Here is a 24,705-nt window from a genome sequence, read left to right as displayed (position 1 = left end):
ACGAGGCTATGTGGCGGGCGGCTCGATTTCGAAGCGCTCGCTGTCGACCCAGTCAGACTGCGTCGCGCCGTCCGCGCCATCGCTCAACGTTTGCCTGAACCGGCACCATTGGCCCCCCGGCGGCAGCGCTTGTTGTGCTTCGCACTGCCATCCTGCGGCGGTGACGGCAATATTCGGCACCCAGACCTGCTCCGGGTTGAACCAGCTCACGAGTTGCCCGACGCCGGGTCGGCCCTGGCCGCTGAATATCACCGGATGGCTGACCCATTGTCCTGGCGCGGGCAGATCGATGGATGGCTGATAAGTACCCAACCGTAACGCTCGCTCGGCGGCGTCCGATGTGAAGCCACTGTAGGAAGCGAACGCCTGCAATGTGTCATCGCCGCCGGGATGATCGATCTCAAGCGTGACCGACCAGGTGCGATCCTCCAGCACCGGGCTGCTTTGCCGTAACGGGTTCGTGGCACTGCCCAGTGCCACCGTCACGCTGTCACCCGGCACGCCAAAACCAGACACCACCACGCGACGGCCAACGTGCTCGCCCGCCACCGGCGTTTCTATCACTGGCGCGGCCGGTACGACGTCATAGGTGCGCAAAGGGCTGTCTTTGGACGTGATGTTGGCGAAACGTTGCTGGCATCGAATGACCTTCCTACCAACTGGCAAAATCACCATCGCCGACCAAATGCCCTGATCGTTGACCAACACTTGGTTCAGCAAAGGTTCACTCTCGCCCTGCAACCAAACCGTGACCAACGCCCCTTCAACGCCCTTGCCGGACAGCGTCGAGATTCGCGGCAGATGGCCGCTCTCAATCGGCACCGTGATTTGCGGTGGCAGGACAGTCACATCGAATTTGACGATGTTACTGGCCTCGGAATCCCGGCTGTTGAATGACTGGATGGCCTTGATTTCGGTGGTGCGCAGTTCCAGACCGGCCAGGTCGATCGACCAGATACCGTCTGCGTCAAGGATTTTGGGATTACCCAGTGGAAGCATGAATTGCGCGTCCCATATTTGCATGCTCGCGCCCTTGTATCCTTTGCCGCCGATAACCGTCAGGTCGCGCCATTCATCATCGTTTACACCAGGGTAGGTAATGGTGGGGGCCGGCAACCGGGCTTCGAACGATTTTGATGCAACAGGCGATACCTGGCCGCCGAATTTTTGGATGGCGGTGGCCGTGTACACCGTGGCTGGAACGAACGGCGTGGTGCGCTCGAACTCCCAATTCCCTTCTCGGACATCAATCAAGTGCGCGGCGGCGCTGTCGCTGAAGGTCAGCGTGACCTGCGCTCCAGTCCAGCCTGTGCCTTTGACTCGCACATGCAAATCTTTGCCGGTGACATCGATGATTTCGGTAATTTCAGGCGCCAGCAGTGCAATGGAGACATCCAGCGTGACCCGCTCGGAGCTTAAGCCATCCTTTTTTTGCAGCACATGAATCTTGCGCGCGGGGCTGGTCGGGCCCCAGATGTCTTTGGCGGGGATTGTCCAGGTTGTTGTCGTGAGCAGAAGCGGTTGAGCGACGTCGACGCCGTTCTCGTCCTGAATGAAAACCGTTGCCCCAACGACTCCTCGCCCTGAAAAGACGGGTTTGTAGGCTTCGGTGCGGTAATCGACATCCGTCGGCAGTTCAAGCGGGTCGATGGTGACTTCGAGTACGCATGGCAGGGAGCGGTGACCGTCGACTTCCTGCACCACGTGGATGACACGATTAGTGACCGGTGCCCAGGCGATATCGGCCGTGACCGACCAGATACCGTTGAATACCGTGGTGTTGCTTACGCCAACCGGGTCGCCCTTGTCGTCTGCGATGATGATTGTCGCATTGCTGATGCCTGTGCCGGTGAAGGTAGGGATGCGTTCATTGACGACGTAGGTCGCAGTAGGTTCGGCAACGATAAGGTTGACCAGTTCGTCAGAATAATTTGACTCAATCCAGCCGCCGGCGCCGTCGGGCAACTTTTGTGCGATCTCCAACAGATAGACACCATAAGGCCATCTCGGCACCGTCATTTCATAAGTGCCTTCTTTCACGACAACGAGAGGCAGTGGTGCCGGTGGTGTATCGCCTGGCCATTGCTTGAAAACGATCAGGATCGTTGCACCCTCGTAGCCTTCTCCATGAAATGTGAGGCTTTCCAGGGTCCATTCAGCGTTGAAACTCTTCACATAGGGTGGGCGAATCTTGAACGCCCTCGGGGCGCTTCTGCCAAAGGCTTCGCCGTCTTTGACGTTTCTTGCCACCAGCGAAACAATTCCAGGCTTTTGGATTTTGACCGGAGCCGTCCAGCTTGATTGTGTCAACAACTGCGAACTGCCTACTATTTCTTCGCTGAGATCGATCAACACCTCAACCACACCCTCAACGAGACCGTGTATGCCTCCCAAGGTAAACGTGTCGTTCTGAAACGAGTTGTCGTCCGGGGATGTAATAGTCGGTATCAATGCGGTATATGCGAAGGTGCAGGGGGCGCTGGGATTTGGTGTACCGGTAGGGATGGCCTGACTGGCGGTAACGATCAGTTCGCCGACCGAGGGCGAAATATGGGTCGACCACTCCCCGAACTCGCCTGCCGTTACTGTGCCCAAAATGCCTTGCCTGGTATCTTTGATGGTCACTACCGATCCCGTCAGCGCGACACCTCTGATAGGGATTGGAACGGTTGAAAATACAGCGCCGTTCGCGGGCGCTTGTATTTCCGGGATTTGCTCAAAGGGCTGGACATATAACTGTCTCGTTACACTGCTCGCCCCCTGACGCGCGAGGAGCGTAACCGGTGTGAGTTTGTCGACGCTGAGCACCTCCGTCACAGACCATTGACCGCTTGCGTAAGGCGGATAATGCACCCCTCTTATTTGCACGCTCAGCTCTGTTGCCGAATCACAGTTTCCGGACGCCGTGACGCGTGGACCGACAACAGCATTTTGAGTCGGGAGATTGATCACCAAGGGGGCCAGGGGTGTTTCGTCGTCAGTGCTTTGCGTGCTCATGCTGCCTATCTCCTGACCATTGCCGCGACTTGGGCTCAGGGGATTTTGTAGAACAGATGAGGTTGGCCGCCTACCTGTCAGAGTTGACAGTCCCGATCAACGGTTGTCTGTAAGACACTTGCCGCAAACCACCGCGCCTTGCGCCTTTGCCTACACATCCGCCAGAATCGGCCGGCTTGTGCACCTGGGTCATGCCCCGTAACGTGAGCCCTGTCGCTGATCTCAGCGATCGGGTTTAGTCGCTCGGGTATGTCACCAATTTGCATTGCGCTCTATCAGTCAGGTACTTCCAATTCCTGCACTTGATGGTGGCTGTGCGCAGGGCGCTTCGGCGCGCCGGGTTTGGTGATTGGACCGGTCGACTAACCTGCGTACAGCTGCCACCCCTTCGTTTAGTCGCGAAGAGGTGAAAGCACTAATGAAAGGGCTAATCACCATGTTCAAACCTACACCGAACCCTCCGGAAACCGACGACGTTTCCCCCTACGAATCCCTCGATTCGAAGAAGCTCAGCGAGGCTGCCGAAAAGGCGCTCGACCACTACCTCAAACCCGACACCCGCAAACCCGTCAACTCGGTGGATCGCGCCATGCAAATGTTCACCATCGCACCCGACGCCAACCCTGAAGCCATCGCCATTCAGACCTACGAAACCTTTTCGTCGGTCAGCATTCTGCTGCTCGACCTGGCCGACAGCCTGGACGACAAACCACGGCATCTGGCGATGGCGGCGTATCAGTTGAGTGAGTTGGGGTTGTTGCTGGTCGAACGTACGCTCGATAGCGAACGGGCAATTGCGGTCGCCTAAGCGGTAAAAACGCAGCCTCGCGCAATCCCACTGCAGGATCTGCCGCAGGCTGCGATCTTTTGCTTTTGAAAGGGTCAGGCCGACGCTGGCAACGGCAGAAAGCTGAAGTACTGGCGCAGCGCTTCGACCAATTGCCCATATTCCGGCGGCGCCCGTTGCAGGCTGAATCCGGCGTCGTAATGCAGCGGCGTTGCATCTTCGTGGCACCAGAGGCAACACGCCGACAGGTCGATGATCTGCTGGCACCCGTCATCCGTGGGGATTTTCAGCCGCAAGTCGAAATCCGCCCCGATCATCATCGGCAAATGACTGATGAGCATCAGTCCGTCGCCGGAGACATTGCCCAGAAAACCGATGGGCCTGTCGGTAACACTGTTGAACACCCTGAGGAAATACGGCAGCTGTTGCCGTTGAATACGGCGGTCAGTAAACATGCGCAGTTCGCCATGCAAGGCTCCGCAGGGAGCCGCACCTTAGCTTCGGAACAGCCCTGTCTGGCAGGCCTGCTCTCCCCGCTTCCGGTGTGACGGTCGCAACACTGCCGTCACCTGACTGCTGACCAGTCGCGGGTGTTGCCCGTCCAGAACTCTGGCTCTAAACCGGGTTTCTGGACTATAGCTCAGCCTATACAGTCGGTCAGGTTTTGTATGACAACCGGCATCAGAAACGCGTCGGACGTACAACGGCGGCCGCGCTGCGGGTCGGGTAATGGCCCAGGCTCTGCAATGTTTCCAGACGGGCGCGGGCGCGGTAAGCGTATTCGCTGTCGGGATACGAGGCGATGATGAACTGATACGTCTGCACTGCATCGATGTACAGCTTTTGCCGTTCCAGGCACTGCCCGCGCATCATCGACACTTCCGGCCACACGTACGGGCGGGCACGGCTGGAGCGCTCGACCTTCGACAGTTCGAGCATTACCTGGTCGCAATTGCCCCGGTCGTAGGCGCTGTAGGCATTATTCAAATGATGGTTCATCGACCAACGGGTGCAGCCCGTGACGGCGAGGACGCTGAGGGCAAGGGCGGCAATGGGCAACAATCGCATGGGGGTTCTCCTGTCTTGTGCTCTGTATCGACCCTGCACGGGAAATCTTCAGGCACGCGTCAACTAAAGTTGCCTCGTTCGATAAAGAAAGAAACTCGCCCAAAAAGTAGTGCAATCGAACAATGACTACACCTCAAGAGCATAGTAGCCTTCGCTAGCGCTTGAACTCAGGAGTCTTTGCATGTCCGTCCGTCGTACCAAAATCGTCGCTACCCTTGGCCCGGCCAGTAACTCGCCGGAAGTTCTCGAACAGCTGATTCTGGCTGGCCTGGACGTTGCCCGTCTGAACTTCTCCCACGGCACCCCCGACGAGCACAAGGCTCGCGCGAAACTGGTGCGGGACCTCGCGGCCAAGCACGGCCGCTTCGTCGCCCTGCTCGGCGACCTGCAAGGCCCGAAAATCCGTATCGCCAAATTCGCCAACAAAAAGATCGAGTTGAAGATCGGTGACAAATTCACCTTCTCCACCAGCCATCCGTTGACCGAAGGCAACCAGCAAGTGGTCGGCATCGACTACCCGGACCTGGTCAAGGACTGCGGCGTGGGCGACGAGCTGCTGCTCGACGACGGCCGTGTAGTCATGCGCGTCGACACCGCCAGCGCCACCGAACTGCATTGCACCGTGACCATCGGCGGCCCGCTGTCCGACCACAAAGGCATCAACCGTCGTGGTGGTGGCCTGACCGCGCCGGCCCTGACTGAAAAAGACAAGGCCGACATCAAGCTCGCCGCCGAAATGGAAGTCGACTACCTCGCCGTGTCCTTCCCGCGCGACGCCGCCGACATGGAATACGCCCGTCAACTGCGCGACGAGGCCGGCGGCACTGCCTGGCTGGTGGCGAAGATCGAACGCGCCGAAGCCGTGGCCGACGACGAAACCCTCGACGGTCTGATCAAGGCTTCCGATGCCGTGATGGTTGCCCGTGGCGACCTCGGCGTGGAAATCGGCGACGCCGAGCTGGTGGGCATCCAGAAGAAAATCATTCTGCACGCACGCCGCCACAACAAAGCAGTGATCGTCGCGACCCAGATGATGGAGTCGATGATCCAGAACCCGATGCCGACCCGTGCCGAAGTGTCCGACGTGGCCAACGCCGTGCTCGACTACACCGACGCCGTGATGCTGTCCGCCGAATCCGCTGCCGGTCTGTATCCGCTGGAAGCCGTGCAAGCGATGGCGCGTATCTGCGTCGGCGCTGAAAAACACCCGACCGGCAAGACTTCCAGCCACCGCATCGGCAAGGAATTCACCCGCTGCGACGAGAGCATTGCGCTGGCGACCATGTACACCGCCAACCACTTTCCGGGCGTCAAAGCGATCATCGCCCTGACAGAAAGCGGCTACACCCCGCTGATCATGTCGCGCATCCGTTCCTCGGTGCCGATCTACGCGTTCACTCCGCACCGCGAAGCCCAGGCCCGCGCGGCAATGTTCCGTGGCGTGTACACCATCCCGTTCGACCCGGCTTCGCTGGAACCGCACGAAGTCAGCCAGAAAGCGATCGACGAACTGACCAAACGCGGTGTCGTGGAAAAAGGCGACTGGGTCATCCTGACCAAGGGCGACAGCTACCACACCACTGGTGGCACCAACGGCATGAAAATTTTGCACGTAGGTGATCCGCAGGTTTAAACCGCCGTTCTGCTGCAAACAAAAGCCCCGCCATGTGAATGGCGGGGCTTTTTTTGTCTGGATCGTGGGCGACGGCGATGACCGGAAGCTTCACGTTGCAGGCACCGTGAACAGTGACGCAGGCGTTCATTATCTTCTGGGCCGCCTGCGCTCAGATGGCAGTTTAGATAGTGATTTTGCTGAAACCGGAATAGTGACAGGCCAATTTCCCGAGCACCCCAATTCACGTGGCCATTCACTTGCCGTTCAGGAGGATGGAAAAATTCTGCTGTTTGGAGAAGTCTTTCTCATCTTTCTGACGATGAGTGCCGCTGTACGTTACAACGCTGATGGACCACTGGGCTACTCGCCAATCATCCATTCTTCTGCTGCTTATAACGGCAGGGCTTTACTATTTCTCCAACAATTGCGTTGCACGGCTTACCAATAAAAGCGTATTGGAGCGGAAGTTCGGTTGTGACACACGATGGCCAAGGTTCACCATAAGCCACCCGGCTTTTGGTACTCCTATCCAATCGAAGCGCGAGCCAAATTCCAGCAGGTCGTCAGGTCATTGCTTATAGCGGCCAACTTCTTTATTGCCACTCACTCTAAAGAACTGTCACTTATGACAGTATATGCTCTGCTTTGATTACTTATTAAATGGGACGTCGTCGACATTGGCTATCTCGCCTTACGGGTGCAGAGCACGTTTATTGCGTTCGACGAAAGACTTCATTTACAAGGAGAAATCAAATGAGCGTACAACAATCAGCCACAAAGCCGCCGGGACACCTCGATCCGTTGTTTGGCGTCAACGGCCGGGCAGTCCTGGAAAAACCTAATCCCGACGACATTATGTTCCGACCGGCCAGCCTCGCCGTCGATTCCGCCGGCCGCTATTGCGTTGCCGGTGAAGTATTGCGCATAGACCGTCATTACGACGTTTTCTGCGCACGCTTCACTCCGAACGGCCATATTGATACGACTTTCGGTACGAATGGCTATATGACTATCCGATTCACCAAAGACACGATGCCATTGGATACCATCATGGCTCAAGTGTCTGTTCTCGACGACGGCAAACTATTTTTGACCGGGGATTCTTTTGGCGTTGAAGACAAATTCAAGGCTCTGGCACGCTTGCATCCGAACGGAGAGCTGGATACATCGTTCGGCAGCCGAGGCACAGCAATCGTGTCCACACTGATTTCTGGTGCCCGGGCCGAGACAGTATTTGAACACGTTCATTCTTTAGCGAATGATCAATCAGGCAAATCAGGCACGGTGTTACCGGACGGGAAAATCCTGCTGCATGACCAGTCGACTGTTGCCGACTTCAATACTCAGAGTTGCGTTGTCAGACTCTTGGCCCCAGGAGATCTCGACACCTCATTCAATCAAACAGGCAAAGTGCTGATCAACCATCCCGACTTTAAGTCCACCCGGGTAATCGACGTTTTGCATACCCAACAAGGCATGTATGCAATTGCGGGAACTGTCGAGGACGAGATAACTTCCTATGTTTTCCTGAGCCAATTGCTCCCAACGGGCGCCTTGGATACTTCGTTTGGCAAGGACGGTTATACGATCATTGACTTGGGCAGTGCCGCCTCCCTTTATCAAATGGTTCAGCAGACTAACCGGCGTCTTTTGGTAGTGGGTAGTACTAATTCAAATGGCGTACTGATCAGTCGAGAGCCGGATGGTAGCGAAAATATCCAGTTCAATCGCGGCAAGCCGTTGCTGACGCAGCTCAATGCAAGCCCCACCCAATGGCGCAGCGCCTTCATTCGGCCCGATGGGAAAATAATCGTGTATGGACTCATCGAGCGCCTCGGCATCGCCAGTCACGTAGTCGCACTGTTTACTGATGAGGGCGTACTGGATACGACGTTTGGATCAAATAATGGATGGTCAATGTTTACTGAACGATGGAACGTCTGGACGTCTGCAGTCTTCATTCCAGACAAGGTCGCATTTTTAGACCAGTGGGTTTATCCCTGCGTAACACGCGGGTTGCTCACCTGATAGTGCGATGCAAAGCTCCGTTAGAGGACCGGCGGGGCTTTGGGTTTGCTGGATAAATAAGCAGATGCATCGGTCTGCCCCTTGATAAACCCCGTCAACGCCGCCACCGCTTCCGGCGAGCGTAACCGCCGGGTAAACAGCGCGCCCTCCTCCTCGATGACTTTGCGGATCAATTCGCGATCCGGCGCTTTCATCAATTGCTTGCTGATGCGCACTGCGTCCACCGGCAACTCATCGAACCGCAACGCGACTTCTCGCGCCGTGGCCAACGCCGCTTCCCCGCTGCACAACGCCTCGGTCGCGATGCCCCACTCGGCAGCCTGCTCGCCACTGAAGTCTTCGCCCAGCAGCAACAACTGCGCCGCTCTGGCATGCCCGAGCAAACGCGGCAGGATCAGGCTGGAAGCGAACTCCGGACACAGTCCAAGGTTGACGAACGGCATGCGCAATCGAGCATCGCGGCTTACGTAAACCAGATCGCAATGCAGCAGCATCGTCGCGCCGATGCCCACCGCCGCCCCTGCCACGGCGGCGATGACCGGTTTGCGGCATTCGAGGAGGTTAAGCATGAAATGAAATACTGGACTGTCCAGGTCGCTCGGCGGTTGCTGGATGAAGTCGGCGATGTCGTTGCCGGCAGTAAAACATTCGGCGCTGCCGGTGATCAGTACGGCGTTGATCTCGGGGTCGGCATCGGCCTGTTCCAGGGCGTCGGCGAGGCGGCTGTACATGGCGCGGGTCAGCGCGTTTTTCTTGTCCGGGCGGTTGAGCCGCAGGGTAAGCAAACCGCGTTCGCGTTCCAGCAGGATGGCATCAGTCATGGCGTGTCTCGCGTCTGAAAGAATCAGCGTTCAACCACGGCTCAGAAAAGCGTCGGCCAGCAGTTGGTTGCGCGGCAGTCCGGCCAGGTAAAGACGTTTGGCGAAGGCGTCGACACTGGCCGTCGAGCCGCAGACTAAGACCAGGGTCTGCCGCGAAACAAGGCGCAGTTGCGCCAAAGCGGCGGCTGAGTCGGCCGCCGTCCACAGCTCGACACTGAGGTTTTCACGGTGCGCGGCCAGTGCTTGCAAGGGTTTGGCCAGATAATGCCCGGCCTCGTCATGGGCCAGGTGAATGACGCGCATGGCGCCTCGGTGATCGTGGCGCAACGCTTCACGCAGCACGCCGAACAATGGCCCGAGACCGGTGCCGGCCGCCAGCAGCCACAGGGGGCGATCGTGCCAGTCGGGGTCGTAATGCAGCGCGCCGCCGCGCAGTTCGCCGAGGCGCAGGGTATCGCCGATCTGCAAGCGTCGCGCCGCATCGCTGAACTCGCCGGGCTGACGGCAATCGAGGTGGAATTCGAGAAAGCGGTCTTCTTCGGGCAAGCTGGCCAGCGAGTACGGCCGCGCGATGTGATCGATCCACAACACCAGGTGCTGGCCGGCGCCGTAACGCAAAGGGCGTTGCGGCGTCAGGCGCAGACGCAGAACGCTGTCACTCAACCAGTCGAGCGCGCAGACCTCTGCCGGACGACCGTCGGTGACCGGATCGAACGTGTGCACCTGCAAATCTTCAATCACCTGACACTGGCAGGCCAGACGCCAACCCTGCTGACGCTGCTCGGCGCTCAAGGCGTCCGGACGGCTGTCGGCGGGCAAGCCTTGCACGCATTGCACCAGGCACGCGTGGCAACTGCCGGCGCGGCAACTGTAGGGCACCGCCACGCCTTGGCTGTTCAAGGCATCGAGCAGGTTGCTGCCCGCCGCTACGGGCCAGCGCTGTTCACCGACCCGCAACTCAGGCATCGACGTTCTCCCACGCCGCCGCGCAGCGATTGCGGCCGTCGCGTTTGGCTCGATACAACGCCTGGTCGGCGCGCTGCAAGGCATCGTCCAGATCGTCGCCCAGTTCAAGCAGTGTCATGCCCGCCGACAGGCTGAGGCTGCCGACCTTAAGGCCGACCAACTCTACATCAGTGAAGGCGATGCGCAGGCGTTCGCAGCAGGCGGTCAGCCGTTCGGCGTCGCAATCGGGCAGCAGCACGACGAACTCTTCGCCGCCATAGCGGGCCAGCACATCGCCCTCGCGCAGACAGGCTCCGGCGACGGCGGCAAATGCCTGCAATACCTGATCGCCAGCGGCGTGGCCGTGCAGATCATTGATGCGTTTGAAATGATCGAGATCGATCAGCGCCAGGCCGTGGGCGACGCCGGGGCCCATCGCTTCCAGTTCACTGGAGGCCATGCGCAAAAAGTGTCGGCGGTTGAACAATCCGGTCAACTCGTCAGTGGCCACAAGGTCTTCGAGCTGGCGCATCATGCCGCGCAATGTGTCCTGATGCGCTTGCAAGGCAAAACGTCGCTGACGCATGCGCTGGCGCGAGAGCTGGACGAAACGCGCATACATCACCAGCCATGCCAGCACCATGAACAGGATGCACACCTGCAACGCGGCGAGCGCCGGATCGGCCAGGCGCAGGTGGTAAAGATCCCACAAAGTGATCGTGCAAAAGCTGAAGAACACGAGCATCGCGCAGCGAATAAACACTCGGCGAGAGAGATGAAACAGACCGAACAACAGGATCAGCACATAGAAGACCAGGAACGCGCCTCGGGCTTCATCCAGATGGGCGATCAGCCAGGTTTGCCAGGCGATCCCGAGCAGCACCTGCACTTCGGTGAGGCTCGGGTCGGAAAATCGCAGGTTGTAGCCAGAAACAAACACCGCAAACAGTACGGCCTGACTGATGACGACCAGGCTGCTGCCGATGACAACGGTGCTGATGGAGTCGGCGTAATGCCCGGTAAAAAACGCCAGCCACAGCAGCAGCAAAGCCAGTCCATAGGTACCGGCCGCCAGGGCAAAACGTATGAGCAAAGTGCGTTGAATGGCGTTATGGGTCAATCGTTGACTCACCGTGCGATAAGAGGCTGACCGAGTGTCCTACTCTACAGACCGGCTGCCACTTTAGTGGCGCGGCCGACAAATGACCATCGATTTTGGGGCCGGGAAAATGGCGTCAAAGGCATGGCTTGTTACCACCCTGCATGCGCCACTCTGGGTCCCACGGTATCAACGATGTCCGGGATTCAACAAAGACCCGCTGCGAATTGAACGAGTTCCAATAATGAGTTCAAAAGAACGGCGTTAACGCCGTCAGATAAGTGTGACTTTTCCGTTAATCAGTTTGATTCTGTCACAGGCAAATGTGGATTCAAGTATTCCGAACTGGAAGCCGGGCCCACCGATCGGCACATCCGCATCGCTAAAACCTTCGACACTTGGAAGCAAACCCGCTTCCTGCTCTCCCGCAGTGGTGGTGAAGAGCAAAGGTCTCGTGGTGTCATACACCGGCGGCAAGGTAATGATGATGCCTTCCCGCGAGCCATTAAACTCACCCTCTCCGAGGCCGTAGAGTAAGTGCCTTCCTGGAAACGGAATCAGGCCGATGTCCGTGACCCTGAAGTCCTTTCCTTTGAACGTGAAGGAAATGCTCCCTGCCCTCACATTGTTTTTATTGCCTAATGAATCAAGCACATCTTTCATTAACGGGTGCATGTTTTTATCCCTCTCGAATGAAGTCGAAACCGACGAGAGTCAGCCTAAGCAGAAAACACAATGCTCACCACTGTCATATATGACAGGTGTAAAAGACCCGTTGGAAGTTAATTTTGAATATAAGGTTACTTATCAAACTGTTCCACGGCACCGGCGATGCCGCGTGCCATCAGCCATAGATTTCCAGCTGCGCAATTGTGTGCGATATGCGACCAACGAATGACTGCCTGCGAGTGTGCCCGCCTCCGAGGCGCGGTATACTGCCGCGCCTTTTTAGCGTCGCGCCAGCAGCCCCGGCGTGCCTGAGGTCAGCTTCGAGCCTCAAGCTGCAAGCGAAAAGCTCAAGCAGTCCGCGTACTGCTTCAACTTGCCGCTCATAGCTTCAAGCTCAAAGCTGCCCATCAAAAATGTTCCCGTCTTTTAGAGGAGCGCGACTCATGACCGTGATCAAGCAAGACGACCTGATTCAGAGCGTTGCCGACGCCCTGCAGTTCATTTCCTACTACCATCCCGTGGATTTCATCCAGGCGATGCACGAAGCCTACCTGCGCGAAGAATCGCCAGCGGCCCGTGACTCGATGGCGCAGATCCTGATCAACTCGCGCATGTGCGCCACCGGCCACCGCCCGATCTGCCAGGACACCGGCATCGTCACTGTTTTCGTTCGCGTCGGTATGGACGTGCGCTGGGATGGCGCGACCATGGGCCTGGACGACATGATCAACGAAGGCGTGCGTCGCGCTTACAACCTGCCGGAAAACGTTCTGCGTGCCTCGATCCTCGCCGACCCGGCGGGCGCTCGTAAAAACACCAAGGACAATACCCCGGCGGTTATCCACTACTCCATCGTCCCGGGTAACACCGTGGAAGTGGACGTGGCGGCCAAGGGCGGCGGTTCCGAGAACAAGTCGAAAATGGCCATGCTCAACCCGTCCGACTCGATCGTCGACTGGGTGCTGAAGACCGTTCCGACCATGGGCGCCGGCTGGTGCCCACCGGGCATGCTCGGTATTGGCATCGGCGGCACCGCCGAGAAAGCCGCGGTCATGGCCAAGGAAGTGTTGATGGAATCCATCGACATTCACGAGCTCAAGGCCCGTGGCCCGCAGAATCGCATTGAAGAAATGCGTCTGGAGCTGTTCGAGAAGGTCAACCAGTTGGGCATCGGCGCCCAGGGTCTCGGCGGCCTGACCACCGTGCTCGACGTGAAGATCATGGATTACCCGACCCACGCCGCTTCGTTGCCGGTGTGCATGATCCCGAACTGCGCCGCCACCCGTCACGCGCACTTCGTATTGGATGGCTCCGGCCCGGCGACCCTGGAAGCGCCGCCACTGGACGCCTACCCGGAAATCGTCTGGGAAGCCGGCCCGTCGGCCCGCCGCGTCAACCTCGACACCTTGACGCCGGAAGACGTGCAGAGCTGGAAGCCGGGCGAGACTGTCCTGCTCAATGGCAAGATGCTTACCGGTCGCGACGCCGCGCACAAGCGCATGGTCGAGATGCTGAACAAGGGTGAAACCCTGCCGGTAGACCTCAAGGGCCGCTTCATCTACTACGTCGGCCCGGTTGATCCGGTCGGTGACGAAGTGGTTGGCCCGGCAGGTCCTACCACGGCGACACGGATGGACAAGTTCACCCGTCAGATCCTCGAGCAGACCGGCCTGTTGGGCATGATCGGCAAGTCCGAACGCGGCCCGACCGCCATCGAAGCGATCAAGGACAACAAAGCCGTCTACCTGATGGCCGTCGGCGGTGCCGCTTACCTGGTCGCCCAAGCGATCAAGAAGTCCAGGGTTTTGGCCTTCGCCGAGCTGGGCATGGAAGCGATCTACGAGTTCGAGGTCAAAGACATGCCGGTCACCGTTGCGGTGGACAGCAAGGGTGAGTCGGTACACATCACCGGTCCCGCGATCTGGCAACAGAAGATCAGCGAAAGCCTGGCGGTAGAAGTTCAGTAAGCGCTTCGCAGCAGCCGAACGGCCGGTTCATCGAAGGATGACCGGCCGTTTTTTTGGGCCGTTATAAATGGCCGTTTTTTAAACTCCTTTTGATCTTGAATACCCGGCTGTACCTGTCAGATCTGACAGGTCACGGCGTTCTGTTGTTTTGATAGCGTTATTCCACCCACGCCCCCACGTGCGCAGCGGATAACACCATGGCCGACCAAGACCTGAGCATCACCACGCCGTCCATTGCCAAAAGCGCTTCGATCGCCACGATCGGCAAGAGCTGGGGCGCCGTGGGGCCGACCGGTGCGGCGGGGCTCGATTTGCCGATACCGGCATCACCGGGGCGAGGCTGGGATCCGCAACTGTTGCTGAGTTACAGCAGCCAATCGGGCAACGGCGAATTCGGAGTTGGCTGGCACATGACGGCGAGTCGAATCAGCCGCCGCCTCAACAAAGGCGTGCCGCGCTACACCGATAAGGATGAGATCATCGGCCCCGATGGCGAGGTCTGGATAGCGGATCACCACGACGACGGCACCCCCGTTTCGCGCTACGAATCGACCTACAACGGCCAGCCGGTCGGCCCGCATGAAGTGGTGATCTACCGCGACCGGATCAAAAAAGACGTGGCGCAGGAACGCTGGCAACCGGTCGGCACGTCCAAAGAGCCAACAGCTCCGGCGTTCTGGTTGATGCATGGCAGCGATGGCTCATTGCATGCCTATGGCATGACGCCGGATGCGCGCATCGCGGATCCCGATGACCCGGATCGTGTCAGCGCCTGGCTGCTGTGCGAAAGCCTCAACAGCCACGGCGAACATATTTGTTTCGACTACCGCAACGATGCGCTCGAACCCGATCCATCAAGCGATTACCGCGCCCAGCGCTACCTGCGCACTGTGCTCTACGGCAATGTCACGGCCAGTCAGCATCTCTATGCGTGGACGCAAAAAAACCCGGTTTCTCGCGGCTGGCATTTTCATCTGGTATTCGATTACGGCGAGCGAACGACAGCGCTTACGGAAAAACCTGAATACGTTATCGACGCTACGCAATTGCCCGTTATTCGAGCGGATCCTTTTCAGACGTTTGGCCAAGGTTATGAGATCGGCTCACGCCTGCTCTGCCGGCAGGTCTTGATGTTCCATCACTTTGCTGCCGAACTGGGCCCTGATCCGGTGCTGGTGCGACGTCTTTTGCTGGAATACACCGACGCCGCGACCCAATGGACGTTCAGCCAGCTCACTGCCGCACACTATCAGGCCTGGGACGCCAGCGGCGGCGTGGAAAACACCCCGCCGCTGGAGTTCGATTACTCGCGCTTCCGGATCAACACAACACCGGCCCGGCTTCTTGAACCGGACAACATGCCCGGCGTGGAAGATCACCGAGGCTATCAATGCGTCGATTTGTTCGGCGAAGGGCTACCCGGTTTTCTCTGGCGCCATGACCAGAGCGTGTTCTACCGCGAACCGCAGCGCGGCGCATCCGGCCCGGAATCTATCGAGTACGGTCCATGGACGGCGCTGGAGCGGATTCCCGCAGCCAGGAACAACGCCCCGGCGATCCAGTGGCTTACCGACCTGACCGGCAACGGACGCCTTGACTGGGTCATCGCCCGCCCAGGGCTGAGCGGTTTTTACACCCTCAACGCCGATCGCAGCTGGAAAGCATTCGCGCCGTTCACTGCATTTCCTCTTGAGTTACTCCATACGCTTGCACAGCTGGGCGATTTTGTCGGCGATGGCCTCAGTTCAATCGGACTCATCGGCCCCACCAGCGTGCGCATCTATCCCAATCAACGCGAGGACGGGTTCGCGCCGGCCGAGCAAGTGCTGCATGAGCCGCAGGATGACCGCCTTCCGCTGTTCAGCGCCACGCCCACTGAGCTGGTGTTTCTCGGCAATCTGCTGGCCAGCGACATGCCCGAGCTGTGCCGCATCCGCCACAACGAAATCATGTGTTGGGCGAACCTGGGCCACGGCACGTTCGACAAGGGACGGCGCCTCAATGGCCCGCAGTTCAGCTACGAGGAATTCGACGCTTCGCGGATACGGATTGCCGACTTGAACGGCTCGGGCGCGCCAGCGTTGATCTATTTGCGCGCGCAGGGGTTCGATATTTACCTGAACCGTGGCGGCCACGGACTGGAAGAACACCCGGTCAGCGTTCCATGGCCCGCCGGCGTGCGCTACGACCGTCTGTGCCAGGTCACGCTGGCGGACTTGCAAGGCCTGGGTTGCGCGAGCCTGATCCTGACCGTGCCGCACATGACGCCGCAGCACTGGCGCTATGATTTTGTCGACGCCAAGCCCTACTTGCTCACCTCCAGCAACAACAACATGGGCAGCAGCACGGCCGTGGTCTATCGCAGTTCGGCGCAAGAATGGCTGGATGAAAAACAGCAACGGCTCGCCCAGGATCCGAACGTCATGCCGGCCTGCCATTTGCCATTCCCCGTTCAGGTCGTCAAACGTCAGCAACAGCTGGATGAGGTGACCGGCAATTGCCTGACGCAATGCTTTGATTACCGCGAGGGCGCTTATGACAGTCAGGAGCGAGAATTCCGCGGATTCGGGCAACTGCAACAACGCGACAGCGAGTCCGCCGCCAGCGATGATGACGTGTCGTTCACGGCGCCGACACGTTTGCGCACCTGGTTCCATAACGGTCACGCGATGAATCGATCGCGCCAGGATTATTTCGCCCTGGACACCCAAGCCATCGCGCTCAAGCCCACGCTATTCAGTCGCTACCACACCGACGATGACTGCGAAGAAATCCTTCCGCCTCCCGACGCCGCCACCGAATATCAGATTGCCCGCTCACTCGTCGGCCGGGTCGCCAGAACCGAGACGTATGCCGCCGATGATGACCCGGCCACGGCGCTGCCTTACGCCGTTGAGGAGTACCGGTATCTGGTGCGCGAAGTCCGGCCCGCAGACCGTTATGGCGCGGCGGTACTGATGCCGTTGACCGTGGAAAAAATCAGCTACGGGTACGACCGTTTCATCGACGACCCGATGTGCGCACATGACTTGACCTTGTGCTGGAACGGCGCCGGCATGCCCACGCGCGCCCAGACGATCAACTATGCGCGGCGCCTGACCGCACAAAACCCGCCGCAATTTACAGACCCCGACGAGCAACAATGGTGGCTCGATGCACACGACGAAGCGCAACAACTGTATTACCTGAAGGAGTCGCGTGCACGCTTCATCGATCTGACCACGGATTTGCAGCACTGGCGCACAGGGCTGGCGTTTCAAATCCGCGCCAATGCCATGGTGCTGCCCAAGGGAACGCTCCCCCAAGGGCTTTCACCCGAGCAAATCTGCTACGAGCAAATCACCCTGCACCAGGATTCGGCGCACTGGAAAGCGCAGAGCGTATTGACGGGCCAATCGGTGCAGCGCTACCTCAAGACCTCCGACGGCAGTGTGTTGCCCGATGGCCAGGCTGATTTCGAAGCACTGGCCGGACCGCTGGAGGTGGCGCAACTGGACAAGACCGCGCTCGATGCCTACGCCATCCTGCCGCCGCCGTTCGACATCCGGGTCGAACTGGCGAACATCGGTTACACGCCGATGCCCTTGTTGTTTGAAGACGCGCCGTACGCCGAGACCGATGAAAACTTGTGGTCGTCCCGCTACGGTTACGCGCAGTACGAGGATCTCGGCGGTTTTTACAAAGTGCGCAACGTTCGGCAAACCCTCAGCCACGGTCAAACGAAAGCCGAGCACGATGACTATCATCTGACGATCAAAAGCATCGAGCTGCCCGACGGTTGCACGACCCGGATCGAGTATGACTACCACGCCCAGCAGCCGATGCGCATCGTCGATGCCAACGAGAACATCGAAGAGGCGGTCTACGAGCCTTCCGGGCAACCTTTGGCGAGCAGCTTTCATGGCACTGAAAACGGTCTTCCGGCCGGTTTCGCAGCGCTGGATCAATTCGTTCGCCCTCTCGATCCGCGTCCGGACGCGGCCATCGCCGATCCGGTTGCAGCGGTACAGCACGCCGCCAACACGTCGCGCAAGGATCTGTTCAGCTGGATGGGACAGTTGCCGCTGGCCATCAATCCTGAACAACGCGAAGCATGGATCGACGCGGGTCTGGTACTGCGCGGCGGGTACATTCGCCACCGCGCCCGAGGCCTGCAACAAAGCACCGCGCTGAGCCGGGACGAGCAGGCATTGTGCGAGCTGATCGCCACGGTGCATCGCGAACCGGTGCACACCGTCATTCTTAGCGCCGACCGCTATCCCGACGACCCGGTCGCCGCACAAATCCAGATCGCCAAAGTCTGTGTCGACGGTTTTGGCCGCACCCTGCAAACCCAGCAATTGGTCGAACCCGGCATGGCCTATGCGGTGGCGGCGGACGGGTCTCTGATCGTCGAGAACGGGCAATTCGTCGAGGTGTTCGCCGACCCTCGATGGCGCATCAGTGAACGGGTGGAATACAACAACAAGGGATTGGCCGTGCGCCAGTTCCGCCCGTTCTTCGCCAACACTCATCATTACGTCAATGACGCATCGCTTCGCGATCTGGGCTACTTCGATCAGCTGTTTCATGACGTGCTTGGGCGGCCGATCAAACTGATCAACGCCAAAGGCTATTTCTCCCGCGAGACGTATCACCCCTGGTATCAGATCAGCGAAGACTTCAACGACACTGACGAACCATCATCGCCACCGCCCAAGCGGACGCAACGCTGATGAACACCAGCGTCGACCGTCGCACGCCGTCGATCACCGCGACTGACAGCCGGGGTCTGTCGACTCGCCAGATTGCCTATTTGCGCACTGCGGCCGACGACACGCCAACCACCCTGATGAGCCGTCAGCAGCACGATGTGGCTGGACGCCTGATTGCCCAGTGGGATGCTCGGTTGCTCGCTCCCGTCATTGCCAGTGTTTATGGATTGGCCAGCGAGCCACTGAAAACCGAAAGCGTCGATGCCGGCTGGCGCTTGAATCTGCCGGGTTTGGCCGGTGAAACCCTGCAACGCTGGGACGCGCGCGGCGGTCACTGGCGCACGGTGTACGACGATCAGTTACGCGTTGTCGCCCTGGAAGAAACCAGCCTGCCGGATACCGAAACGTTTCTGTATGCCGATGCATCGAATTCGCCCACCCATAATCAGCGCGGGCAGTTGCTGACACAGCTTGATCCTTCCGGCACTCAGCATTTCGACAGCTACGGTTTAGCCGGCCAGCCGTTGCGTGAAACCCGCCTCTTTCACGACGGCCGATCCTTCATCAGCCAGCGCGTTGTCAGCCCTCTCGAAGCCGTGCTGGAACAGACCGATGCCGGCGGTCACCGGCAACAATCGCGTTATGACCTCGCCGGGCAGCTCAAACACACGCAATTGCAGCTCGACGGGCAGAATGCCTGGCAACCGGTGCTGGTCGATGCGCAGTACAACGCCGCCGGGCAGATTGTCGAGCAGTGGGTCGGCAACGGCGTGGTCAGTCGCTGGCGTTACGACCCTGCCGACGGGCGCTTGCACCGGCAATTCGCGCAGGTTGCTCAACAGCCGATGCTGCAGGACTTCGAATACGTCTACGACCCGGTCGGCAACATCACGCGCATTCTCGATCATGTGTTCACGCCGTTCTTTTTCGCCAATCAGCGCATCGACGGCCACCGGGAATTCAGCTACGACTCGTTGTACCGGTTGCACAGCGCCAGCGGCTACGACGACGCCCCGCCCTCCGGCACGCCCGTTGTTCCGCAGCCGAGCGACCCCAACGACCGGCGCAATTACCGGCAAACGTTCACCTACGATCACGGCAACAACCTGATCCGGCGCATTCACCAGCGTGACGGCGCCAGCCACACGCTGCAGATGGCCATCGACCCGGCGAGCAATCGCGGCGTGCGCTGGGCCGAAGGCGATCCGCCGCCGGATTTCGCCAGCCTGTTCGACCGCAACGGCAACCTGCTGGCCGTGCAACCTGGCCAGCCCATGCTGTGGAACGCCCGCGATCAGTTGGCCTCGGTAACGCTGGTCCAACGCGACAACGACCCCGATGACACCGAGCACTACCGTTACAGCCAGGGCGTGCGGGTCTACAAACGTCATGATTTTTTCAATGCTGCGAACAGCCATTTCCACGAAGTGCGCTACTTGCCCAACCTGGAAATCCGCAGCCGGGACAACGGCGAAGAACTTCACGTCATCAGTGTCACTGCCGGCACCGGCACGCTGCGTTGCCTGCATTGGGCGGCGGTTCCGCCTTCGGGCATCGATCAGGATCAACTGCGTTACACACTGGAAGATCATCTGGGCTCAAGCGTGATGGAACTCGATGACCTGGCGCACATGATCAGCCATGAAGGCTATCTGCCAAGTGGCGCGCCGGCGTGGATGAGCGGGCGCTCTCAGATTGAAGTGGCATACAAATTCGTCCGCTATTCAGGCAAGGAAATGGACGTCAGCGGCCTGTATTACTACGGCGCACGTTATTACGCGCCGTGGCTTTCGCGTTGGGTAAGTGCGGATCCGGCGGGGGTTGCCGATGGGTTCAATCTCTATGGTTTTACCGCCAACAACCCGCTGCGTTTTGTCGACGCCAGCGGCACATCCAAAGCGGAATGGGGCGTCATGGCGTATTCGGCATTCATCTCCGAACTGGGGACAGAAGCGGCAACGCTGCTGGAGCAACTGGATAACATCATCAACCAGACCATCGGTTATGAAATGATGAAAAACCTCACCGGCGAATCCCTCAATGCCGTCATCGGCTTCGCCGGTGGCTACGGCGGGTCGGAGGTTTTCGGCAGTCTGTTTCCCGGCGTCAACAGCATTCCTTACGTGGGTGGCATTGTCGGAGGAAACGCCGGAGGCGATCTGGCGGCGGACGCTTCATCGTTCGCGGCACCCACTCCCCGCCTCATTCGCCCGTTGATTCCGCAGACATCGTCGATGTCCGTCGCGGCGATTGACAGCAAACTGGGCCTGGCACCGGATCAGGCTATGGACTACAGCATCTCGGTCGAAGGTTTTTCGGATTTTTTCCTCAACCGGATCGTCGGCTCGGTGGTTCCTGCGGTAGGCGCTTTCCTTGCACTGGGGTCGCGCGTCCAGGAAGCAGAAGACATCAAAAACCGACTCACCCCGGTCAAGATCGACAAAATCCGTACCTTGCTCAACGACTGGGAAAGTACAACAAAGAAACGCTGGTCTCTTGCCAAGGCCGGATTTGAATCACTGGGCAGCACTGTTGTTTATCCGGCCAACGTACTGCCGAATGTCAACGGCATGACGCCTAAAGAAATGCTCGCGCCGATTTTCCAGGCTGCGTTACAGCAGCGAACCAACGTTATTCTCGATTACATCAGCCGGGCAAAAACGGGCCTGGATCACTATGAGGCCATGGGCACCACGGACAACCAGTTTCTCCTCAAACAAGCCAAAGCTCATATCAAGGCTGCCAGGCAATGAACGTATTTCGCAGAGGTTGCAAGTGATGTGCTCGACACATGCGCGCACGCCGACCCTGCTCGCTCAGGATCCTCGGCGTCTCAACGTGAGACAGATTGCCTATTTGCGAAAAGCCCCCGGCGGCGCGACTGAAAGCCTCATCACGCATCAGACGCATAACGTGGCGGGGCAACTGGCCGCACGATGGGATTCACGTCTGTTCGACCTGGCGCCCAGCCCCAACCTCGCCACCCTTTACACATTGATGGGGGACCCCTTGCGGATCGACAGCGCAGACGCCGGCTGGCGCCTGCACCTGCCGGGCGTGGCCGGGCAAGCCCTTCAGCGCTGGGACGCACGCAGCCACCATTGGCATATGAACTATGACGATCAATTGCGCCTGACCGGCATTGAAGAATCCACGCAACAGGATCGTGAACGCCTGATTTTCGCCAATGCACTGGCCAACCCCGACCACAATGTGCGCGGCCGTTTGATTGAGCACGGTGATCCTTCCGGCACCGTGCGCCTCGGCAGTTACGATTTGCTCGGGCAGACGCTGGATGAAACGCGAACCCTTGCTGGCGATGAGTTCTCCACCGGCAGACGTTACAACCCTTTGGGCGCCCTGCTCAGCCAGACCGATGCCGGCGGCCATCAACAGCAGATGCGCTACACGGTTGCCGGCCAGCTCAAGCAGGTTTTCCTGCAACTCGAAAACCAGAGTCAACAACCGATTCTGCAAGATGCTCAGTACAACGCCGCCGCGCAGATCGCAACGCAGATCACCGGTAACGGCGTGATCAGCACTTGGGAGTATGACCCGGCCGATCATCGCCTGATCGCTCAGAAAAGTGGAAAGCCCGGGCAGGCTCTGTATCAACACCTGAGCTATGAGCATGACCCGATGGGGAACGTGCTGCGTATCGACGATCACACGCTGGCGACGGTGTATTTCGCCAATCAACAAGTCCGGGCCACGCGCGAATTCAGTTACGACTCGTTGTACCGGCTGATCCGCGCGAATGGCTTTGAAGCACAGATCCCGAACCTTGAACCGGGGCTGCCGGTTCTGATCAGCCCGATCGATTCGGGCCGGCGTTTCAATTACACCGAACTCTATGATTATGATGCCGGCAACAACCTGACCGAACTGCGCCACGTTCGCCAAGGCAATACCTACACCCGATCCATGCGCATCGACGCCGTCAGCAACCGGGGCGTGCGCTGGCAGGAAGGTGATCCCGAGCCGATATTCGATGAGCGCTTCGACGCTCACGGCAACGCCCGCGATCTGTATACGGGCAGCCAGCCGCTGCTGTGGAATGTGCGCGATCAACTGGCCAGAGTGACGTTACTCAAACACAGTAACGGCTTGCCGGATGACGAAGAAAGCTACCTCTATAGTCGGGGCGAACGGGTTTACAAACGCCTTTTGTGCCATACCCCGTCGTCTACCCGACGTCACGAAGTGCGCTACTTGCCAGGGCTGGAGATTCACACCCGCAGCGACGGCCAGACCTTGCACGTCATCAGCCTGGCACTGGGCCTGGGCAACGTCCGGTGCCTGCACTGGGTAACCGGACAACCGGCCGAGATCGAGCCCGATCAGTTGCGCTATCACGGCGACGATCACCTGGGCACGTGCGCCCTGGAGCTGGATCGCGAAGGGGCGCTGATGAGCCTTGAGTTTTCCTACCCGTTTGGCGGCTGTGCCTGGCGAGCCGCGCGCAATGTGATCGAGGCGCCTTACAAAACCCTGCGTTACTCGGGCAAGGAAATGGACGCCAGTGGCTTGTGCTATTTCGGCGCGCGCTATCTCGCGCCCTGGTTACAGCGCTGGATCAGCGCCGATCCGGCGGGCGACGTCGATGGTCTTAATCTGTATGCGATGGTGGGCAACAATCCGTTGCGCTACGTTGATGTCGCAGGTACTTCATTGGAGGAAAGCGCCGCCCGCCAGGCCATCACCGACTACTCGAATTTTCTGACGCAGGTGAACAGTGAACTGGCAAAAATCAACCACCAGCTCTACAACATCACGCGCACCCGCGACATTTACAAAAGCGCCGGCAAAAGACTCATTTTGACCGTCACCACGTTCGCTGTTGCCATACAGGCCGGTGCGGTCGGCGCCACGATCAGTGGCGGCATAGGTGCGGTCACCGGCCCCGCAGCGCCGGTGGTTGCAACCGTCGGGGCAATCATCGCTGCGGAGACAGCGACGAAGATCATGGAAAAAGTCGGTGAAGAAACCACTTGGGGTCATCCGATCATGCCCTCACCGGACGCACTGTCGGTCAAGAGCCTTAAAGCCAAAGCAGCGGCGGGGCCTTTCGGCGTGGGCACCATCGTCGATAGCTTCACCTCGGGATCGTCTGAAAGCGTGGTCAAAACCGTCGTCGAAACCACGGCCAGAGCTGCCGGCAAACACCTCAAAGTCCCTTACCTGAAACAGGCCTTGAACATCGCGCGGCAGATGGCGCATCTGACCGAAGCTCTCAATGGTTCAGTGGGCCAGGGCGACATGGATCGCATCAGTACGCGGCTCAATGAACTGGAAACCTTTTTCGATCAGCAAGAACCGCTGATGCAAACCCACTTCGCCACGCTGGAGAACGCCACGCACCTTGCCCCACCGGTCGACCTGGCGGCCATTCGGGAGCAAGTGGGGGTCATGCGCGGCTCGCTGAAACAGGCGAGAAACCTGACCGGACGCGTCTGGCAGTTCCTTGAGGAGAAAAAACATGCGGCCTGAACGTGCGTTGACGAACGCGCCGGACGGATAAGTATGGATTCCTCCGTCCATCGCCACACGCCTGGCGTGAAGAGCCACGACCCGCGCCGCCTGCAAATACGGCAGGTGGCCTATTTGCGAACCCTCGATAGCGATCCCGCGACGGCACTGGTCACGCGTCAGCAGCATGACGTCGCCGGGCGTTTGATTGCGCAACGTGATCCACGCCTGCCCCTGCCCAACCTCCTCACCGTGTATGCACTGGCCAGCGAGCCACTGAAAACCGAAAGCGTCGATGCCGGCTGGCGCTTGAATCTACCGGGTTTGGCCGGTGAAACCCTGCAACGCTGGGACGCGCGCGGCGGTCACTGGCGCACGGTGTACGACGATCAGTTACGCGTCGTCGCCCTGGAAGAAAACAGCCTGCCGGATACCGAAACGTTTCTGTATGCCGATGCATCGAATTCGCCCACCCATAATCAGCGCGGGCAGTTGCTGACACAGCTTGATCCTTCCGGCACTCAGCATTTCGACAGCTACGGTTTA

15 protein-coding genes and 1 pseudogene are annotated in these 24,705 nt (G+C 59.1%); 9 read left to right on the top strand and 7 right to left on the bottom strand.

Going from position 1 to position 24,705, the window contains the following annotated elements; translation table 11 throughout:
- Positions 1-6: 6 nt before the first annotated feature.
- Entirely contained in the window at positions 7-2,997 is a 2,991-nt protein-coding gene (locus GIW69_RS01750) for a hypothetical protein (RefSeq protein ID WP_236480426.1), read from the bottom strand.
- Between the two features lie 436 nt (positions 2,998-3,433).
- On the opposite strand from GIW69_RS01750, the gene GIW69_RS01745 reads away from it, so the two are divergent.
- Entirely contained in the window at positions 3,434-3,805 is a 372-nt protein-coding gene (locus GIW69_RS01745) for a DUF6124 family protein (RefSeq protein WP_236480425.1), read from the top strand.
- Between the two features lie 74 nt (positions 3,806-3,879).
- Here the strand turns inward: GIW69_RS01745 and GIW69_RS01740 are convergent, their stop codons facing one another.
- The gene (locus tag GIW69_RS01740) at positions 3,880-4,239 is read right to left on the bottom strand and encodes a PilZ domain-containing protein (protein ID WP_236480424.1); all 360 of its coding nucleotides are present in this window, start codon (positions 4,237-4,239) and stop codon (positions 3,880-3,882) included.
- A 226-nt stretch (positions 4,240-4,465) separates the two neighbouring features.
- Entirely contained in the window at positions 4,466-4,852 is a 387-nt protein-coding gene (locus tag GIW69_RS01735) for a tetratricopeptide repeat protein (protein WP_236480423.1), read from the bottom strand.
- A gap of 181 nt (positions 4,853-5,033) precedes the next feature.
- On the opposite strand from GIW69_RS01735, the gene pyk reads away from it, so the two are divergent.
- From pyk to GIW69_RS01720, 3 genes are all read left to right on the top strand, one after another.
- Positions 5,034-6,485 carry a pyruvate kinase gene (pyk, locus tag GIW69_RS01730; protein ID WP_236480422.1) on the top strand — a complete coding sequence of 484 codons (1,452 nt, stop codon included), beginning with the start codon at positions 5,034-5,036 and terminating at the stop codon, positions 6,483-6,485.
- Positions 6,469-6,915, top strand: coding sequence for an NHL repeat-containing protein (locus GIW69_RS01725; RefSeq protein ID WP_236480421.1), 447 nt, complete (start codon positions 6,469-6,471; stop codon positions 6,913-6,915). Before pyk ends, GIW69_RS01725 begins: the two co-directional genes overlap by 17 nt.
- Positions 6,916-7,220: 305 nt before the next feature.
- Complete coding sequence (locus tag GIW69_RS01720; RefSeq protein ID WP_236480420.1) at positions 7,221-8,495, top strand: NHL repeat-containing protein; 1,275 nt, start codon at positions 7,221-7,223, stop codon at positions 8,493-8,495.
- Positions 8,496-8,515: 20 nt separating this feature from the next.
- Here the strand turns inward: GIW69_RS01720 and GIW69_RS01715 are convergent, their stop codons facing one another.
- From GIW69_RS01715 to GIW69_RS01700, 4 genes are all read right to left on the bottom strand, one after another.
- Positions 8,516-9,316: an enoyl-CoA hydratase-related protein gene (locus GIW69_RS01715; RefSeq protein ID WP_236480419.1), complete on the bottom strand. Its 801-nt coding sequence runs from the start codon at positions 9,314-9,316 to the stop codon at positions 8,516-8,518.
- 30 nt (positions 9,317-9,346) lie between these two features.
- Complete coding sequence (locus GIW69_RS01710) at positions 9,347-10,282, bottom strand: iron-sulfur-binding ferredoxin reductase (RefSeq protein ID WP_236480418.1); 936 nt, start codon at positions 10,280-10,282, stop codon at positions 9,347-9,349.
- Entirely contained in the window at positions 10,275-11,381 is a 1,107-nt protein-coding gene (locus GIW69_RS01705) for a GGDEF domain-containing protein (RefSeq protein WP_236480417.1), read from the bottom strand. The genes GIW69_RS01710 and GIW69_RS01705 overlap by 8 nt, the downstream gene beginning before the upstream one ends.
- A 252-nt stretch (positions 11,382-11,633) precedes the next feature.
- Positions 11,634-12,035 carry a hypothetical protein gene (locus GIW69_RS01700; protein WP_236480416.1) on the bottom strand — a complete coding sequence of 134 codons (402 nt, stop codon included), beginning with the start codon at positions 12,033-12,035 and terminating at the stop codon, positions 11,634-11,636.
- 437 nt (positions 12,036-12,472) lie between these two features.
- Here GIW69_RS01700 and GIW69_RS01695 point away from each other — a divergent pair, with 437 nt between their 5' ends.
- The 5 genes and pseudogenes from GIW69_RS01695 to GIW69_RS01675 all read left to right on the top strand — a co-directional run.
- Positions 12,473-13,996, top strand: a complete 1,524-nt coding sequence (locus GIW69_RS01695; RefSeq protein WP_236480415.1) for a fumarate hydratase — start codon at positions 12,473-12,475, stop codon at positions 13,994-13,996.
- Positions 13,997-14,193: 197 nt separating this feature from the next.
- Positions 14,194-18,711 (top strand): SpvB/TcaC N-terminal domain-containing protein, encoded by a 4,518-nt coding sequence (locus tag GIW69_RS01690; RefSeq protein WP_236480414.1) that lies wholly within the window; start codon positions 14,194-14,196, stop codon positions 18,709-18,711.
- Positions 18,711-21,443: an RHS repeat-associated core domain-containing protein gene (locus GIW69_RS01685; protein ID WP_236480413.1), complete on the top strand. Its 2,733-nt coding sequence runs from the start codon at positions 18,711-18,713 to the stop codon at positions 21,441-21,443. The genes GIW69_RS01690 and GIW69_RS01685 overlap by 1 nt, the downstream gene beginning before the upstream one ends.
- Before the next feature lie 25 nt (positions 21,444-21,468).
- A complete protein-coding gene (locus GIW69_RS01680; RefSeq protein ID WP_236480412.1) occupies positions 21,469-24,180 on the top strand; it encodes an RHS repeat-associated core domain-containing protein in 2,712 nt (903 codons plus the stop codon).
- A 33-nt stretch (positions 24,181-24,213) separates the two neighbouring features.
- Positions 24,214-24,705, top strand: a pseudogene (locus tag GIW69_RS01675) (toxin); the annotation flags it as partial.

It is taken from the genome of Pseudomonas syringae, assembly GCF_021605415.1.
Lineage (GTDB): Bacteria > Pseudomonadota > Gammaproteobacteria > Pseudomonadales > Pseudomonadaceae > Aquipseudomonas > Aquipseudomonas syringae_S.
The sequence above is the reverse complement of the archived record's forward strand: the minus strand, read 5'-3'. Positions and strand labels throughout refer to the sequence as shown.

Bases quoted from the DNA above. Each gene is read 5' to 3' on its own strand.
- GIW69_RS01750 (WP_236480426.1), bottom strand. From the start codon at position 2,997: ATGAGCACGCAAAGCACTGACGACGAAACACCCCTGGCCCCCTTGGTG.
- GIW69_RS01745 (WP_236480425.1), top strand. From the start codon at position 3,434: ATGTTCAAACCTACACCGAACCCTCCGGAAACCGACGACGTTTCCCCC.
- GIW69_RS01740 (WP_236480424.1), bottom strand. From the start codon at position 4,239: ATGTTTACTGACCGCCGTATTCAACGGCAACAGCTGCCGTATTTCCTC.
- GIW69_RS01735 (WP_236480423.1), bottom strand. From the start codon at position 4,852: ATGCGATTGTTGCCCATTGCCGCCCTTGCCCTCAGCGTCCTCGCCGTC.
- pyk (WP_236480422.1), top strand. From the start codon at position 5,034: ATGTCCGTCCGTCGTACCAAAATCGTCGCTACCCTTGGCCCGGCCAGT.
- GIW69_RS01720 (WP_236480420.1), top strand. From the start codon at position 7,221: ATGAGCGTACAACAATCAGCCACAAAGCCGCCGGGACACCTCGATCCG.
- GIW69_RS01715 (WP_236480419.1), bottom strand. From the start codon at position 9,316: ATGACTGATGCCATCCTGCTGGAACGCGAACGCGGTTTGCTTACCCTG.
- GIW69_RS01710 (WP_236480418.1), bottom strand. From the start codon at position 10,282: ATGCCTGAGTTGCGGGTCGGTGAACAGCGCTGGCCCGTAGCGGCGGGC.
- GIW69_RS01700 (WP_236480416.1), bottom strand. From the start codon at position 12,035: ATGCACCCGTTAATGAAAGATGTGCTTGATTCATTAGGCAATAAAAAC.
- GIW69_RS01695 (WP_236480415.1), top strand. From the start codon at position 12,473: ATGACCGTGATCAAGCAAGACGACCTGATTCAGAGCGTTGCCGACGCC.
- GIW69_RS01690 (WP_236480414.1), top strand. From the start codon at position 14,194: ATGGCCGACCAAGACCTGAGCATCACCACGCCGTCCATTGCCAAAAGC.
- GIW69_RS01685 (WP_236480413.1), top strand. From the start codon at position 18,711: ATGAACACCAGCGTCGACCGTCGCACGCCGTCGATCACCGCGACTGAC.
- GIW69_RS01680 (WP_236480412.1), top strand. From the start codon at position 21,469: ATGTGCTCGACACATGCGCGCACGCCGACCCTGCTCGCTCAGGATCCT.